The 16,904-nt window shown below is 54.3% G+C and carries 10 protein-coding genes; 9 read left to right on the top strand and 1 reads right to left on the bottom strand.

Annotated elements, in window-relative coordinates:
- Window positions 1–9 precede the first annotated feature (9 nt).
- On the top strand, window positions 10–1,170 hold the full coding sequence (locus tag CKA38_RS14095) for an aldose epimerase family protein (protein WP_108826135.1): 1,161 nt from the start codon (window positions 10–12) through the stop codon (window positions 1,168–1,170).
- Window positions 1,167–2,276 (top strand): glycoside hydrolase family 43 protein, encoded by a 1,110-nt coding sequence (locus CKA38_RS14090; protein ID WP_108826134.1) that lies wholly within the window; start codon window positions 1,167–1,169, stop codon window positions 2,274–2,276. The genes CKA38_RS14095 and CKA38_RS14090 overlap by 4 nt, the downstream gene beginning before the upstream one ends.
- A gap of 87 nt (window positions 2,277–2,363) precedes the next feature.
- Here CKA38_RS14090 and CKA38_RS14085 read toward each other — a convergent pair whose 3' ends face one another.
- Window positions 2,364–3,272, bottom strand: coding sequence for a helix-turn-helix domain-containing protein (locus tag CKA38_RS14085; RefSeq protein ID WP_108826133.1), 909 nt, complete (start codon window positions 3,270–3,272; stop codon window positions 2,364–2,366).
- Window positions 3,273–3,619: 347 nt separating this feature from the next.
- On the opposite strand from CKA38_RS14085, the gene CKA38_RS14080 reads away from it, so the two are divergent.
- The 7 genes from CKA38_RS14080 (at window position 3,620) to CKA38_RS14045 (ending at window position 16,888) form a co-directional block, all read left to right on the top strand.
- Entirely contained in the window at window positions 3,620–5,569 is a 1,950-nt protein-coding gene (locus CKA38_RS14080) for a glycosyl hydrolase (protein ID WP_161554925.1), read from the top strand.
- A gap of 217 nt (window positions 5,570–5,786) precedes the next feature.
- A complete protein-coding gene (locus CKA38_RS14075; protein WP_236919054.1) occupies window positions 5,787–7,400 on the top strand; it encodes a cellulase family glycosylhydrolase in 1,614 nt (537 codons plus the stop codon).
- Between the two features lie 14 nt (window positions 7,401–7,414).
- Window positions 7,415–8,458 carry a hypothetical protein gene (locus CKA38_RS14070; RefSeq protein WP_108826130.1) on the top strand — a complete coding sequence of 348 codons (1,044 nt, stop codon included), beginning with the start codon at window positions 7,415–7,417 and terminating at the stop codon, window positions 8,456–8,458.
- A 220-nt stretch (window positions 8,459–8,678) separates the two neighbouring features.
- A complete protein-coding gene (locus tag CKA38_RS14065; protein ID WP_108826129.1) occupies window positions 8,679–10,253 on the top strand; it encodes an FAD-dependent oxidoreductase in 1,575 nt (524 codons plus the stop codon).
- 42 nt (window positions 10,254–10,295) lie between these two features.
- On the top strand, window positions 10,296–11,648 hold the full coding sequence (locus CKA38_RS14060) for a Gfo/Idh/MocA family protein (protein WP_108826128.1): 1,353 nt from the start codon (window positions 10,296–10,298) through the stop codon (window positions 11,646–11,648).
- A 250-nt stretch (window positions 11,649–11,898) separates the two neighbouring features.
- Window positions 11,899–14,829 carry a hypothetical protein gene (locus tag CKA38_RS14050; protein WP_152032883.1) on the top strand — a complete coding sequence of 977 codons (2,931 nt, stop codon included), beginning with the start codon at window positions 11,899–11,901 and terminating at the stop codon, window positions 14,827–14,829.
- A gap of 127 nt (window positions 14,830–14,956) precedes the next feature.
- The gene (locus tag CKA38_RS14045; RefSeq protein WP_236919053.1) at window positions 14,957–16,888 is read left to right on the top strand and encodes a sodium:solute symporter family transporter; all 1,932 of its coding nucleotides are present in this window, start codon (window positions 14,957–14,959) and stop codon (window positions 16,886–16,888) included.
- The last annotated feature ends 16 nt before the right edge of the window (window positions 16,889–16,904 follow it).

Below are 16,904 nucleotides of genomic sequence, written 5' to 3'. Positions count from 1 at the left end.
TCTCATTTTATGAAAATACAAAAACTTCGCGCCATTGCCGGTGTTGCATTTGCCACGCTCATCACGGCAGCCGCATCGCCCGCCGCGCAACCAAGCGTCACCATGACATCATTTGGCACTCTTCGCGACGGCCGTGCCGCTCAACTCTACACACTCACCAACATCCAAGGATCCAAGGTCGCCATCACCAACTACGGCGGCATCGTGGTGCGCGTTATTGTTCCGGACCGCGAAGGCAATTTCGCCGACGTTGTCCTCGGCTACAACGATGTCTCCGACTACACAAAGGACTCGCCCTATTTTGGCGCGCTCATCGGCCGCTATGGCAACCGCATCGCGAAAGGCCGGTTCACTCTCGACGGACGGACATACAAACTTGCCACGAACAACGATCCCGGCGGTCTCCCGTGCTCGCTTCACGGCGGCAACGCCGGTTTCGACAAAGCGCTCTGGGATGCCACGCCCGTCGCTGAAAAAGACGCCACCGGCCTCCGCCTCCACTACGTGAGCAAGGACGGCGAGGAGGGTTATCCCGGCAACCTCGACGTGACCGTGACCTACTGGCTTACCGACAAAAACGAACTCCGCATCGAATACGCCGCCACGACCGACAAAGCCACGCCCGTCAACCTCACCAACCATTCCTACTTCAACCTTCGCGGCGAGGGAACCGGCAACATTCTGGGCCACGTCCTCACACTCAACGCCTCGACCTACACACCCGTTGACAAAGGCCTGATCCCGACTGGCGAAATCGCGCCCGTCGCCGGCACGCCCTTTGATTTCACCACGCCGCACGGCATTGGCGAACGCATCGGGCAAAAGCACGAACAACTTACCTTCGGCGGCGGTTACGACCACAACTGGATTCTCGACCGTGGCAACGCCGGGGCTCGCGTCCTCGTAAAAGCCGCCGAAGTTTTCGAGCCCGTCACCGGACGCGTGCTTGAGGTGCTCACCACCGAGCCCGCGATTCAGTTTTACTGCGGCAACTTTCTCGGGGGGGCAAACATCGGCAAAAGCCGTCGCCCCTACGAAAAACACAGCGGCTTCTGTCTTGAGACGCAGCACTCGCCCGACTCGCCGAACCAGCCCCGTTTTCCAAGCACAATCCTCCGCCCCGGAACCCGCTACGAAACCACGACAACGTTTCGCTTCTCCACGCGATGAAAATTTTCTCAACACAAACACTCTGCGCAATCGCCGCGATCCTGGTCACAGCCCTCGCCTCGTGCGCCAAGCCTGAAAAAAGCGTCACCTATAAAAACCCGCTCAACGTCGCCTTCGGCGATCCGTTTGTGCTAAAGGCCTCCGACGGCAAATACTACATGTATGGCACGTCCGAAAACGAAAAGGGCTTTCGCGCGTGCGTCTCCGACGACCTCGCAAACTGGACGGATATCGGCCGCGTTTACGAAGGCGCGCTGCCCGAATCGTGGACGCTGAAAAATTTCTGGGCTCCCGAGGTCTATGAAATCAACAAAAAATACTACATGCTATTCAGCGCCGACTGGAAGGAGAACCCGGCGAACGAACAGGAAAACTTTCGCATCGGTGTCGCCGTGTCCGACAGCCCGCGCGGACCGTTCAAGGACTTGATGAACCGCCCGATTTTCGATCCCGGCTATCCGATTATCGATGCCAACCTCTGGTTCGAAAACGGACGTGTGTTTTTATACTATTCGCGCTGCTGTTATAAAAATCCCGTCGCCAGCGAAGTCGCCGACTGGGCGAAACAACGCGGCTGGTTCAAGGAAATCGAGGAAAGCTGGATTTACGGCGTCGAGATCAAACCCGATTTTTCCGGCATCATCGGCGAGCCGAGACTCCTGTTGCGCCCGCCCGTAAAAATGGACGACACCCAGGCCGAATGGGAAAGCCGCTCCGTCACCTCGCGCGAAGTCAATCGCCGGTGGACCGAGGGATCGTTTATATTCAAGAAAAACGGCACTTATTACATGATGTATTCGGCCAATTATTACGGCGGACAAAACTACGCCGTCGGTTACGCCACATCGGACAACCCTCTCGGTCCGTTCAAAAAGGCCGAAAATAATCCCGTGCTCCAGAAAAACACCGACAATGGCGGCGACGTCACCGGCACCGGCCACAACATGGTTTTCACGCATGCCAACGGCACCCAGTATTGTGTTTATCACGGCCGCACCACAAAGACAGGCAACCGGCGTGTTGTTTTCATCGACCCCCTCGAAATCAAACCTAATGGCCAACTCATTGTGAACGGCCCGACCACAACACCCCAAATCATAAAGTGAAAACTTTTGTTACTTGGGCAGCGTCGGCACGAGATAAGTTTGGCAATAGGTTCCATATGAGGAACCTTCTGGAACCGTAGAGGCATCCTAACTCCCGCGAATATCGCCGACGATGCCTTTTGCGGATACTTGTGTGCCGTGCTTTCTGTGTTCGCGGGGAGACCGGTTCGAATGCTTGGCAAACCAGGTGGAAAAGTGGGAGGCCTGCTTGAATCCCAAATGGTAGCCCACTTCCTTGATCGAAAGGGTCGTTGTTTCGAGGAGGCGTATGCATTCGTCGAGTTTAATTTTGTCCCAATAGTTTCGGCTGGTCGTGCCAAAATGCGCGTAAAACAATCGATCGAGGTGCTTGCGACTAAGACCGGTTTCCTTGGCGATATACTCCCAGGGGAAAGGGCTGCTTTGCGGCGTCGCATGGATGCAGTTGAGCGCCAAGGTCAGCCGGTCGTCGTGTGTGCCATAATGACTGAATTCACGGCCAAATCGAATCATTGCCTCCGAAAACTCAATGAGGAAAAGCGTTAGCGCGTATTGGAAACGCATGAACAGGGGGTAGCTAACGGATTGAAGATACAGGTTCAGCCACACGCTGGGACAGTGACGTCTGGCTAGCCGCTGAAGGGACTGGGCGTTACGCTCGAGTTTGGGCGTGTCCATGGCGTTCCAAACCAAGCCCTGATTGCCCGTGAAGAGATTTTCCCCTGTTGGCCATTGGCAGCTAAAGTGAATCGAGAGAATACGAGAGTCGTGGGCGAACTTTTGCGTGGTGAGCGCGTGGGGCGAAAGCATCCATTGGCCGGCAGTGGCGGTTTGCATGCCAAGTTCACATGCCATTGTCACGCTGCCTTTGTGTATTAACCAAAGCCAGTAACCGTTTCTGTGATCGGCCGTTACCGTCTCCCCATGGCTTTGCTCAATGCCATCATAGATCCATAGCAACTCAGTTTTGAGGCTCGACCATCGGTGCATGCTCATCGGGGTATTCGAAATCTTCATGTCCCGTTTGCGTAAGGTTTTTGGCAATATTGGCAAGGGGAAATGCTGTTGCTTTGCCGTCACTATCGGTAGATTTCGACTATACAAAACCCATATAGTTCCCGCGCAACACCACCCCTTTCGAAACCTTTTCTCCTCACATGATCGGCTCCACCAATAATATTATAAATTTTATGAAAACAATCATGCGATTTCAGTCACAGCCCCGGACAAGTTTCCGATCAATACTATTTCAAAACAAATATAATATTCCCCAAAAACCAAGCTTCCTGGGGCGGCTTGGCGGGATGCTTGTGATAATAATGTGTTTCATAGCGGGCCCTTCTTTGACGGCGGATAGCATTACCATGGACTATTTTGGCATTTGCGACGGTCCGATGAACAGGGGCGACGACTATTTGAAGCAGTGTGATGAGATTATCGCCACCGGCATCAAATGGGTGCGAATGGGGCCGTCGTGGAATCGCATTGAAAAATCCAAGGGCGTATATGATCAGGATTACCTCGCCAGGTGCGACGCGGTTGTAAACCGCCTCACGGCGAACGGCGTTAACATACTGTGGATTCTCAGCTATACGGCGCCTTGGGCCTCGTCCAGCGCCACCAGGCCGACATTCCACAAGCCCGCCAACTGGGCGGATTGGGAAGATTTTGTCCAATTTGTCTGCACCAGATACAAGGGCAAAATCACCCATTGGGAAATATGGAACGAGCAGGATCATCCCTCCAAAACTTTCTGGGAGGATACTCCCGCGGATTATACGGTATTGCTTCAAAAAGCGTCCGCAAAAGCGAGGGCGGTCGATTCGGAAAACAAGATTTTAATCGGCGGATTCACCGGCGCCGGCGCCGCATATCTCAATACCTTGTTCGAGGAGGATCCTGCATTGGGCAGTTATTTTGACATCATGGCTTATCATGTTTATGTTGACAGCCCCAATATGGTTGCCCGCTACGAACAATTCATCGCAGTGATGGAGCAGAGAAACATCGCCGACAAACCGATTTGGATTACGGAAACCGGATACACCACAAATGGAGAATCATCCCTTGAGGTGACCAAGGCCGACTGGGTTGACCAAGCGAGGGTGACGCAATTCAGCCTGCCCGGCATCCAGAAGATTTTTTGGTATGACTACCGGTGCCCCGAACCATACGGCGACATCGCGATGGAGCATTTCGGATTGGAGTTAGCCGATCGCACTCCGCTGAAGGCATATTATCATTATCAGGGAGGCGATTGCGCTGAAACCAATTTTGCACTCCAAAAAGCTTATCCCACCGAGGCAGCCCAGCGTCTTACGCTTACTTTTGTGGATGACGCCGGCGGCAAGGCCGGGATAGAGGATTATGCCGACGATGGATCCAGCAAACTCATCCCGGCCGGGCATTACATGGTTTGCCGTATTAATGATCATTATATTTACGGAAACAATCACGGCCTGGACTCGACCGTGACACTAGAGGTCACATATTGGGATGAGGGCACTCATGACTGGCAGCTTCAATATCAAACGGCAACCACCACCGTTCAGACGCTGACAGGCAGCCGCACCAACACATTGGAGTGGAAGACCCAAAAGTTTACCATAACCGATCACGACTTCAAAAACGGGCAAAGCTGGGGAGGGGATTTCCGCATCTTTGCCGGAACATACGATGCGCTGGCGGTGAGCCGGGTTGCCGTTTGCCGTGAGATGAACCCGGCGCGAGTTATTCTCGGTTACACAAATTATAATAAATTGATGGAGCAGGTTATTGACACCAATCCGAGCAACAACGCATATAGCATTCCGTGGACGATTGGCGGTCGCGAATGCCGCAAGATCGAGAACGGCAGCAAGTATCTTTACTTCAAGGTATGCGATGGTGTGGTTCGCACGGGGGACACCAATGTTACGGTTGGCGTTCTTTATTATGATGCCGGCAGCGACAACATCGTCCTCCAGTATCAGTCAACGACAAGCGACGGGGACACAGTCAATGCCCAACCCATTGTCAAAACAAACACCAACACTTGGAAGTATGGCACATTCCACCTCACCGATGCGCAATTTGACAATTCCAGGTCTTGGAAATCCGACTTTCGCATATACTCCGGCGCCGACGGCAGCCCTGAATATATCGCGATGGTGGATGTGCGGCGCAAAGATGATGGCGATAATGAACCGGAGCCGCCTGAGCCGCCGCCACCCGGACCCGGCGATAATTCCGATTCCTCCGGTGGTGGCGGAGGAGCCGTATCGATATGGTTTTTTTTAACCGCTGCCGCCTTGGCGATTTTCCGCCGCCGTTAATCAAGGCGCGCGAATTCACCCAGTGCATTAACGGGACGGGAAATACATTGTTGAATAATAAAATAAGAAAATAAGCATGGATTTTCCAATCTCTCTCGTCATGCAATGGATATTGTGACCTTAAGTCGCTCCAATGTATTTTTAATTTCTTCAATTAAAACACCATCCTATTTTTACGCCCCCAAAAATTATGAATATTAGATCACACGCCTTGCGCATGGAATTGACCAAGTTTTCATCAAATGCGGGCCGGTTGTTAATTAAGTCATCGCGGGCATTGCTTGCGGTTGTTTTAATGGCGGGATTTGCAAGGGCGGACAGTCTGAATTTTTTGTCGAATCCCGAGCCGGGCAGGCTTGTCGCAACATTTGACTTCGATGGGGAGGCTCCTTCGCCGGTTAAAATTCACTCGCAATATGCCCGAATCACCGACGGCGCCGATTCGATTGACGGAAGCAAGGCATTGGTTGCAAGAGTCGTTGAAGACTCATCAAAATGGACTGTTTGTTTTGAGGTGAAACCGGGTTTGATGAAACCGTATCATTATTATCGTGTTTCATTTGATTATAAACTACTGGAACCGGTCGCGGAAAAAGCGCATCCTTATTTCTATACCAAGCCGCGCAATCTTGACGGCAGGCAGACTGCTCCGACGATTGACGGGCCGGTGCATGTTGTTCTTCGGAAGGTTTACGAAGTCGTCCCGGCAAGCAGCGATGGCGGCCAGTTTGCGCTCGGAATCCGGGGGAGGGGAGCCGTTGCCGTGGATAATATTCGCATTGAAGAGCTGCCGAAATTGGACACCTCGGTTCCCACAGTTATTGATCAAGACGCCTCGTGGAAAAATTTTGCCGGGGTCTGCACGCATATGACGCGCATGAGTTTTTATAAGACAGAAAAAGAGGTTCTTGCGTTGCTTGACAGGATGCAGGCGCTCGGTGTCGGCTGGCTTCGCACGGATTTCGCATGGCGCAATCTGTTCCCGGATTCCTTCGACACCCACGATGCCGAGTTCATGCGCCGTATTGAGTTTGTTGTGGACGAGACCAACCGGCGCGGCATGAGGATAGTTGCAATTCTTTCGGCTCCCCCTAGGTGGGCCTCCACTCATCCCAACGCCCGCTCCACATTGCAATATCCGGCGAAGAACATGGCTGATTATGAGCGTTATGTTCGGTTCATGGCTGAGAAATTCAAAGGACGCATCCATGTGTGGGAGATTGGAAACGAGCCCAACTGGTATAAGTTTTGGCTCGCTCCCTTTTCGGATTATCTGGACCAACTTCACGCCGGTTCACGCGTGCTTCGGGCTGTTGATACGCAAAATTATATTCTTAACGGAGGATTGGCCGCGACGGGCTTTGTCGGCATGTGGGGGGCGAATGTCAGCGCGTTATCGGATTTGCTGGAGCCCAGAAACGCCGCCACTTACGACGCGCTGTCGGTCCACGCGTATCCGAGCCATCCAGACGAATGGCTTTATATGGTGAACAACATCACCGCGTTGATGCGCGAGAAGGGCGTGGATAAACGCGTGTGGGTGACGGAAACAGGATACCCCGTGGCAAACAAGGTGACGGAGCAGGGGCAGGCGGATTTTATGGAGGCGCTGTTTTTAAAACTGGCGGCACATCCTCAAATTGACGCCGTTTTTATCTATAATGCCCGCTGCAAGATCCCTCCGGAAAACGAATTCGAGCGGGGGCTTGGCATCCTCAATACCGATCTCACTCCGCGCCCTTCATATGATCGGTTGCGGCAGATATTCAGCAAGCCCGTCCCCGCCAAAAAACCGGAACTGGGTGTCAAAAAAATTTCCAAACTGCCTTGAACCGTTTTTTTCTTATGCATCTTGAAAAGACTTTTGGCGCCATAACGCTGGCATGCTGTTTACTGACGTGCATTGCAGACGCCGCCATCCTCCGTGTTGACCGGCGCGGCGGAGCCGATTTCACATCGCTCCGCGCGGCTGCCGCGGCTGCCAAAGCCGGTGATACAATCCAAATCGCCAAGGGCAGCGGACCTTATCGGGAAATGCTTTTTGTGGAAGCGTCGGGCACTGAAGGCGCTCCCATTATCATCGAAGGCAATGGGGAGCTTGTCACTGGGTTTGAACCATTGAGGGGGTTTAAGGAGGAAAATGGCCGCTGGGTATGCGATTTGCCGCGCAAGTATCCTTGCGTTATCACTTATCAGGGGGAGCGTCTGGTTGTTTCGGCGAAAACAAATCAGCCGACTCGTTATGCGACGTTCAATGACGAGCGGACCCGATTAATTTTGCTGCCCGGAACAATGACCGAAGGGTGGGAAATATCTTCACGGGGTTTTGCCGTGCGCGTGTATAACTCCTCCCATCATGTTTATCGAAACATACGGGCCAGCGGGAGCCTGAACGATGCCTTTAATCTGCATGGCAAAGGCACGGGGTTGGTATTCGAGAACATCGAGGGGTTCCATAACCTTGACGAGGGTTTTTCCGCGCACGATGAGATGCATTGCCGAATTAAAGGCGGCAAATTTTGGGGCAACGACAATGGCCTTGCCAATATTCGAGATTCAAAAATGGAGGCCGAGGACATCGATGTTTATGCGAATCTGGGTTTCGGCTTTTTTCTCACCAAATGCATGTCGAGGATCAATGGACTGCGGGCTTGGGACAACGGGATAACGCAGATTTATATCGGCTCTGGCTGCGAAGTATCATTTCAGAATGCCACGGCATACCATCCGGCATGGGCGGAGCGCCAGCTGGAGAGTTACTTTGAGAGCAGACAATCCAGGTTTTCCGCGCCGGTCCGAATCAATGCGGACAACATCACCGGCAAGCCAGTGACGAAAACGGCTCCCCGTCCCGACGGCGAGTCTCCCGTGGCATTTATAATACCATGAATTAAAACAATGCGCGCAATCTCTTCGCTTCGCTCGAGCCGGCGCTGACGGCCATTTCGGCGGATGAGGTTGGGCGGGTTAGAAAAATACTACTGTTTTATGAAAACAATTTATTCTTTTTTATCATTTTTCTTTTGAGCCGGAAGGCGGGTCATTCGCATGAAGGCATTGCGCTGCGTTTGGCGGAAGAGTGAAACCTTGATATTAGAAATTTATTACCATGCCATTATCATATTATCAACCGGATAGGCAAAAGAGAGACGGGCAGCATTTGCATGCCGACCTCTGCATTTACGGAGCCACGTCGGCGGGCGTCATGGCGGCCGTGGAGGGTGCCCGGCGCAATTTGAGCGTCGTCCTGCTCGCAAACACGCGCCACGTCGGCGGGCTTGCGGCAAGCGGATTGGGCTACACCGATTTTGGAGACTTCTCGATCATTGGCGGGCTCGCCGCCGAATTTTACCGCCGCGCCGGCGCCCACTATGGCGTCGAAAGAGAATGGCGCATCGAGCCTGGTGTGGCGCAAAAATTGTTTGCCGGGTTTTTGCGGGAGGCTGATGTCGAGCCGATACCATTTCAGTATCTCGACACTGTAAAAGTGGAGAATGGCAGGATCATGTCCATACGCATGGAGAGCGGGCTTGAGGTGCGGGCGGGGCATTACATTGATGCGACCTACGAGGGTGATTTGATGGCAAAGGCTAATGTCCCCCACACCGTGGGCAGGGAGGGAAACGCGAAATACGGGGAGCTGCTCAACGGCGTCCAAGTGTATGACCAGCATCAGTTCGAGCTGCCCGTGTCGCCTTATGTTCGCGAGGGCGACCCCGGCAGCGGGCTTCTGCCTGGAATCGACCCCGAACCGCTTGCCCCGCTGGGAAGCGGCGACAAGCGGGTGCAAGCCTATAACTTTCGGATGTGCCTGACCCGCGCCCGGGACCGGATAGTTTTTGAAAAACCCGACGGCTACGATCCGCTCAATTACGAGCTGCTCGCCCGGTATCTTCGCGGCGGGTGGAGCCAGACATTTCGCAAGTTTGACATGATCCGGGGCGGCAAGACCGACGTGAACAATCACGGCGCGTTTTCCTCGGATTATATTGGCGCCAGTCACATGTATCCGGAATCGTCATACGCCGGGCGCGAGCTAATCTTTCAGGAGCATGTGAATCATGTGCGCGGGTTGTTTTGGTTTTATTGCAACGATCCTCGCGTGCCCGCGGGGCTTCAGATGGAAATGCGCCGCTGGGGGCTGGCCGCCGATGAGTTTGCCGACAGCGGGCACTGGCCTCCGCAACTCTATGTGCGTGAGGCGCGGCGCATGGTTTCCGATTATGTGGTGACGGAACACGATTGCCGCGGCTACCGGCGCGCCGACGATGTTGTGGGCTATGGAGCTTACGGCATGGATTCGCACAACTGCCGGCGCGTTGTCGTGGACGGGCGCGTGCTCAACGAGGGCGATGTCCAATACGGAGGCGAGCCGCCGTATCCGATCTCATATCGCGCGGTCGTGCCGCCGCGGAAATCAGTCTCCAACTTGTTCGTGCCTGTTTGCGTGTCGGCTTCGCATATCGCGTTCGGCTCGATCCGCATGGAGCCGGTTTTCATGATACTCGCGCAGAGCTGCGCGATCGCGGCCGCGTTGTGCAAGCAGCGGAACTGCGATGCGCAGGATCTGCCCTACGAGGCGCTGAAACCATCCTTGGAGGAGTCGGCTCAAATTATCTCCTACAATCCTCCTCGCATGTTTTATCCCCCGAGCGAATTGCGGGAGGAAATGACACTCGCCTGAGCGCGTCTCCACCGGCGCCCATTGCCAACCAATAATTATATTATGCAAACAGACCAAATTACCCGTTACGCAATCGTCGGCTTTGGTGGCCGCGTTTCCATGTTCCTTGATCCGATCGTGCGCGACTTTCCCGCGCGCGCGCAAGTGGTGGCCGCCTGCGACAAAAGTTTCAAGGCAATCGAATACCACCTGAATCGCGTGCGCTCGGCCTACGATGCCGCTGTGGAGCCGCGGTTGTATCGCGACGACGAGTTTGATCGCATGTTGGCGGAGTGCGAACCCGATGCGGTTGTGGTGTGCTCGCCCGATCACACGCACGAACGCTACATCACCAGGGCGCTTGCGGCGGGGTGTGACGTGATCACCGAAAAACCGATGGTCACGACGGCCGAAAGCTGTCGCAAGGTTCTCGAGGCGTCGGCCGCCGCCAAGGGGCGTTTGCGTGTGGCGTTCAACTACCGTTGGTCCACCGGAACCACGCGGGTCAAGGAGATCATCCGTGATGGCGCGATCGGCGATATCAAACACGTAAACCTCGAATATTTTCTCGATACAAACCACGGCGCGGACTACTTCCGGCGCTGGCACAGCGAAAAAGCCTGCTCGGGCGGTCTGATTATTCACAAGGCCACGCATCATTTTGACTTGGTGAACTGGTGGATTGACGGGATTCCCGAGGATGTGTTCGGCATGGGAAGTCTCGCGTATTATGGGAGGGAAAATGCGATTCGCCGCGGGGACGGCCAGTGGACCGGTTACGACCGGTATACCGGAAAAGCGGCGGCCGATGATCCGTATAAGATGGATCTATCCAAGGACGACGCATTGCGCGGCATCTATTTGAATGCAGAGGCTGAAACCGGTTACATACGGGACCGGAATGTGTTTCGCGCCGGCATCGACATCGAGGACACCATGAGCGTCCTGGTGCGCTATCGCGGCGGGCAGCAGCTGAACTATTCGCTCGTGGCCTACGCGCCCTACGAAGGCTACCGGGTTTCCTTCACGGGGGACCGCGGCCGGCTGGAATACGAGGAGCTTCACCGCAGCCATATTATCACAGGCCAGTCAGACAAGGAGCTTGATGCGCAGCAAAAAATGGCGGGACGCAACATTACCATCCGGGTGACACCCCATTTCAAAAAACAACAAGTCATCCATGTTGAGCCCGAGGCGGGAGCGCATGGGGGCGGCGATCCCCGCATGCAGGCGGCCATCTTCGACTCGCGTCTGGCGCGCGATCCGCTGGGGCGCGACGCGGGCGTGGAGCAAGGAGCCGCGTCCATCATGGTCGGCGTGGCTGCGAACACCAGTTTCGCGTCGGGCGCGCCGGTGAAAATTTCCGGATTGTGCGCAATCAAGCCCGGCGCGATCCGGCTTGGTGAACTTTTATAACACATGTCCGAAAACAATAACAAATCGGGCAATTGCAAAAATTCAATATGATCGAAAAAACAAACTTCATAAACACATATTTTACCGCGTTTATCGCTTAGTTATCCAAATCCGGAAAAGAATATACTTTGACGGCAAAACCCAACCCAAACGGCGCGTATCATTCGTGCACAAAAAATAAAAACAGAATATAAACATGCTTCCATTACCTGCAAAAACTACCCGAAAAGGCGTCGGATTATTTTCGTTAATGTTTGCCGGAACACTTTTTAGTTTCGGGCAGATGTCGCCAAATGCCGCAAAAAGCGCCACGACACCCGGCGATGATGAAATTGTGGAACTTTCCCCGTTTGTCGTCTCCGTCGAAAGAAGCGAGAGCGGCTACATGGCGAAGGAAACGGTCGCCGGCAACCGCCTCCGCGCGGACATCAAGGATGTCGGCGCATCCATTGACGCCCTCACCAACGAGCTGCTTGATGATATTGGCGCATGGAATGCGCAGGACGCGCTCAAGGTCGTGGCCAATCTTGCAACCTTTGAGGGAAGCGTTGACAGCGGGGATGTCATAAATGACTCGCAGTGGTTTAACACAAATTATTATTCGCGCGGATTTGCGACGGGCAGTCAGCGGGTGGATTTCTTTCCGCGCCTCATGGTGCCCATTGACAGGTTTAGCACCGAGAGCCTCACGTTTTCCCGCGGGCCGAATGCGATTCTAATAGGTGTCGGAAGTCCCGGGGGCAGCATTGGCTCGACATCGAAGCGCCCCAATTTGGGCAAAAACCGTCTGTCGGTCGCCTACACCACGGACAAATACGGAAGTTCGAGGGGCGAGTTTGATCTTAATACAGTTCTTCTCAAAAGAAACCTTGCCGTCCGCGTTGCCGGCGTCAGCCAGAACCGCAAAACCTACAAGCAACCCTCCCTTGACGGGTTTGACTCGCTATACGGCGCGGTCACATGGCGTCCGTTCAGGCACACATCACTTACTGTAAACTATGAGGAGGGCGCGCGCAGGCGCTACCTCGACATTAACAATGCATTCTATGATGCTTACACGCCGTGGGTGCTGGCCGGGTGTCCGACGGTAAACTGGATGACTGGCGAGGGGCAGAATGACACGGGAAAAGGAAACTTCACGGCAAGCGCCGCCTCTGGGCTGGGCAACTATTCCACGGCGCACAACCTTGTTTATGTCGAGGGCGGCGATGGCAAGGTGCAGGACTGGATGAACATGGCCAGATCGGCCCATTGGCAGAGCTCGACCGCGGCCGCGGCCGACAACTCCTTGATTCCGTTTGTATCATTCACGGAGGACAGCAATTTGTTGGAAATGCCCGACGGCACTCAATGGCGGCTTGACCTGACAAAAAATCTTTACGGTGACCGCGCCTATCACAGGACGGATTATAAAAACATGAGCGCATTTTTAGAGCAGCAACTGTTTCGCGGCATGAGCCTTGAGCTGGCGGCCAACAAGCATATTTCCGAGTATATGTTTGACGGGCAGGGCTGGGGATCGGGCGCGACCCGGACAATCTACGTGGATCCCAACGAACTTTTGCCCGATGGCTCTCCCAATCCGCACGTGGGGCAGCCTTATATTGAGGATTCGTCCATGGAGGACACGCGCCAGAAATGGGAGCTGAAAAACTACAGGGCCACCCTGGTTTATGATTTCAGCCTGGAGGAGCTTTTCGGCAAATTCGGCCTCGGCCGCCATCGGTTGATGGGCTTGTATGAAAACAATCGAGAGGACAATTGGTTTGCGGTGGGCCGGTATGTGAACACGACGCCCTTGACTGGATTTAACACCCAGATAAACAACGCGCAAAACGCCCTCAGGCGCCGTTGGTATTTAAGCCCGGGCGCGGAGGTTTATCAATCCGACGGCAATCTGGTCGGGGTGGATGTCGGCACCGGAGTAAATATAGACAAGGTGATGGCACAGCAGGCGCCAAGGCGATCCATCACGGAAACGGAAAGTTTTGTCGGCGCCATTCAATCGAATTTTGTTCGGACAAAAGCGGGTTACTACCGCCTGACCGCGCTCTATGGTTACCGTCGCGACATCCTTGACCAGAAGTCGATGACATTTGCACGGAACGCGGTGAACGGATTCGACGGGGACTATACAAACTGGAGCTCCGCAATCCAATCCGGAACGTGGAATCCGAGGACAAGGACAAGGGTGGGCACCAAGACATACAGCTTTGTGCTTCGTCCGTTCCAGAGAGTGGGGCTTACCTATAATTATTCAGACATATTTGTCTCCGGCGCGGCCAATGCCGGCGATATTTTTGGAAATGCCCTGCGGCCCACCTACGGTGAAACCAAGGATTGGGGCGTGAAGATAGATTTGTGGGAAGGGCGGATATTCGCCTCATTCACCTACTTCGAGACCGCCCAGCGCGACGTGACCACCCAGCTGCCGGCATCCATGATGGATTATGCAAACAGGATATGGAACACCATAGACTCCACAAAGGTGCTGAACACCTCGCTCAACCGCTTCTACCGCGATGACTCGACCGACGGCATTGAATTCGCCCTCGTGGGAAATATCGGCAAAGCAGTCCGGATGCGGCTGACCGTGGGACAGCAAAAAACGACCATCACGAAATATGCGAGCGAAGTGGTTGATTATATCAATCAAAACTGGGCCGTGTGGCAGGAAAACCGAAATGTGATTTTGACGGTTACCAATGCGGCGGCGAGGACGGTCGGCGACGCGGCTAATGTTTACAAACAAAACGTGGCAGATGCCAGGGCCATCATTGGCAAGAGGGGAAGCAACAGCCGTGAATGGAATTCCAATTTCAACGTGAACTATACCTTCCAGAAAGGATGGTTTAAAGGCGTGACCGCAGGCGTCGATATGCGCTGGAAATCCAGAAGCATCATCGGCTATCAGCGGATGAACAACGGGGAGCTTGATATCCATAATGCGTATTACGGTCCCGCGGAGTTCAAGATGAACATGAACGTGGGCTACGGACGGAGGCTCTGGAACAACAAGGTGCATTGGGACATTCGCCTGTATGTTTACAATGTGCTCGACAACGACGACCTGCAGCCGCGCCGGGCGGTTGACTCGGGCGTCAATCATGCCGCCTTCATATTGGAACGCTACACGCAGGAACCGCGCACCTTCCAAATCCGCAGCTCACTCACGTTCTGAGAAATCAAGACGTGTTGATAAACTGCATGCATAAACCGACGCCCTTTAGATGAGCTTACTGGACTGGACCATATTAGTTTTGCCGATACTGGTAATTGCCGTTGTGGGTTTTTATACCCACAGGGTCATGAAAGGCGTCGCCCAGTTTGTGTCAGGGGGACGGATGGCCGGGCGCTACCTGCTGGCTGTTGCCAAGGGTGAAATGCAGGCGGGCGCGGTGGTGTTTGTTGCCGCGTGGGAGGTGTTCGCCCACGCGGGTTTCGTGCCTTACTGGTGGGGGTGGATCACGCCTCCCATTTATCTCGTTGTTGGCATCTTCGGTTTTGTCATCTACCGGTTTCGCGAAACCCGCGCCATGACGCTGGCGCAATTTTTCGAAATGCGATACAGCCGCGGTTTCCGGCGCTTCAGCGGCATACTCGGATTTATTGCGGGCATATTGAATTTTGGAATAATCCCGGCGGTCGGGTCGCGGTTCATGGTGTATTTTCTCCAACTGCCGCCGGAATTGCATTTGTTTGGATATGTCATACCAACGTATGTTCCGCTCATGGGATGCCTGATCGGCGTAAGCCTGAGCCTGACGCTCGCGGGCGGATTGATCACCCTGATGGTCACCGACTGCCTCGAGGGCATTTTTTCCCAGGTCATGTATCTTCTCATCATCGTGGGCGTGTTCTGCGTGGTCGGCTGGTCGCAGATGAGCGATGTGCTTGGCAGTCGTCCCGCCGGTTATTCGATGGTTGATCCCTTCGACGCATGGCAGGTGCAGGATTTTAATTTATGGTATGTTCTCATGGGGCTGTTTTTGGGAGTCTATGGAACCATGGCCTGGCAGAACGCCGGATCATACAACACCGCCGCCGCCACTCCGCATGACGCGCGCATGGCCGGTCTGCTTGGGAAATGGAGGGAGGCAGGAAAAGTTGTCGTGATTGTATTGTTGGGCGCGGCGGCGCTCGCATTTTTGAACCACCCGGATTTTGCGTCGGCTTCAGTGCAGGCAAAGGAGACATTGGACGGCATAGCGACTCCCCAGCTTCAAAAGCAAATGACCATTCCCGTCGCTTTGTCGCAAATGCTGCCCGCCGGAGTAAAGGGGGCGCTGTGCGCAATATTGTTGCTGGGAATATTTGGCGGGGACTCCACGCATTTGCACTCATGGGGCAGCATGCTGGCGCAGGACGTGATTCTTCCCCGCATGAAGCGTCCGCCGCCGCCCGAGAAGCACATCAAGCTGCTGCGCGGGTGCATTGTCGGCGTGGCGGTTTTTGCATTCCTGTTCGGAACATTTTTTACCCAGACGGAATATATTGTGATGTGGTGGCAGGTGACCACGGCGGTTTACGTGGGCGGCGCCGGGGCGGCCATCATCGGGGGGCTGTATTGGCGGCGCGGCACGAGCGCCGGGGCGTGGACGGCAATGGTAACGGGCTCCATACTTTCCGGCGGCGGCATCCTTGTTTATAAAATATGGGGCGCCGGTGTGTTTTCCTCGGTTTTGAATTATTTGCTGGGCGCGGTCGGCATCACCGGCGTTCCGTCATTTCAATTGAATGGAATACAAATTTCAATGATCGCGGCGATCACATCGATTACATTGTATATAGTGGTTTCACTATGCACCTGCAAGGCGCCTTATCCACTGGAGAAAATGTTGCATCGCGATGTCGCCGCCGCTGACAAACCCAAACCGGGCGGATGGAGAAAATCGCTGACACTGGGAAAGCTTATAGGCTTCGACGATAAATTCAGCAAGAGTGACAAATGGATAGCCGGCGGCCTGTTTGTGTGGATGGCGGGCTGGTTTTTGGTGATGGTGATCGGGACTGCGTGGAATCTGATAGGCAAGAGCGGGGCGGTCAGTTGGATTCGGCCCTGGCCCAAGGATGTGTGGATGGGTTTCTGGCACATCACATCCATCGGGCTGCCTTTGTTGATCACAGTCACCACGGCGATCTGGTTTACGTGGGGAGGCTTTCGCGACATTCGGAGACTGTTCAAGAGTTTAAAGACGGCAACCGTGGACGACTCGGACAATGGCACTGTTTCGAAGTAATTATAACGACACCTTA

Origin of the sequence: Ereboglobus luteus (genome assembly GCF_003096195.1) — a bacterium.
In the GTDB taxonomy this organism is placed as follows: domain Bacteria; phylum Verrucomicrobiota; class Verrucomicrobiia; order Opitutales; family Opitutaceae; genus Ereboglobus; species Ereboglobus luteus.
This window is presented reverse-complemented; position numbering and strand designations above follow the sequence as displayed.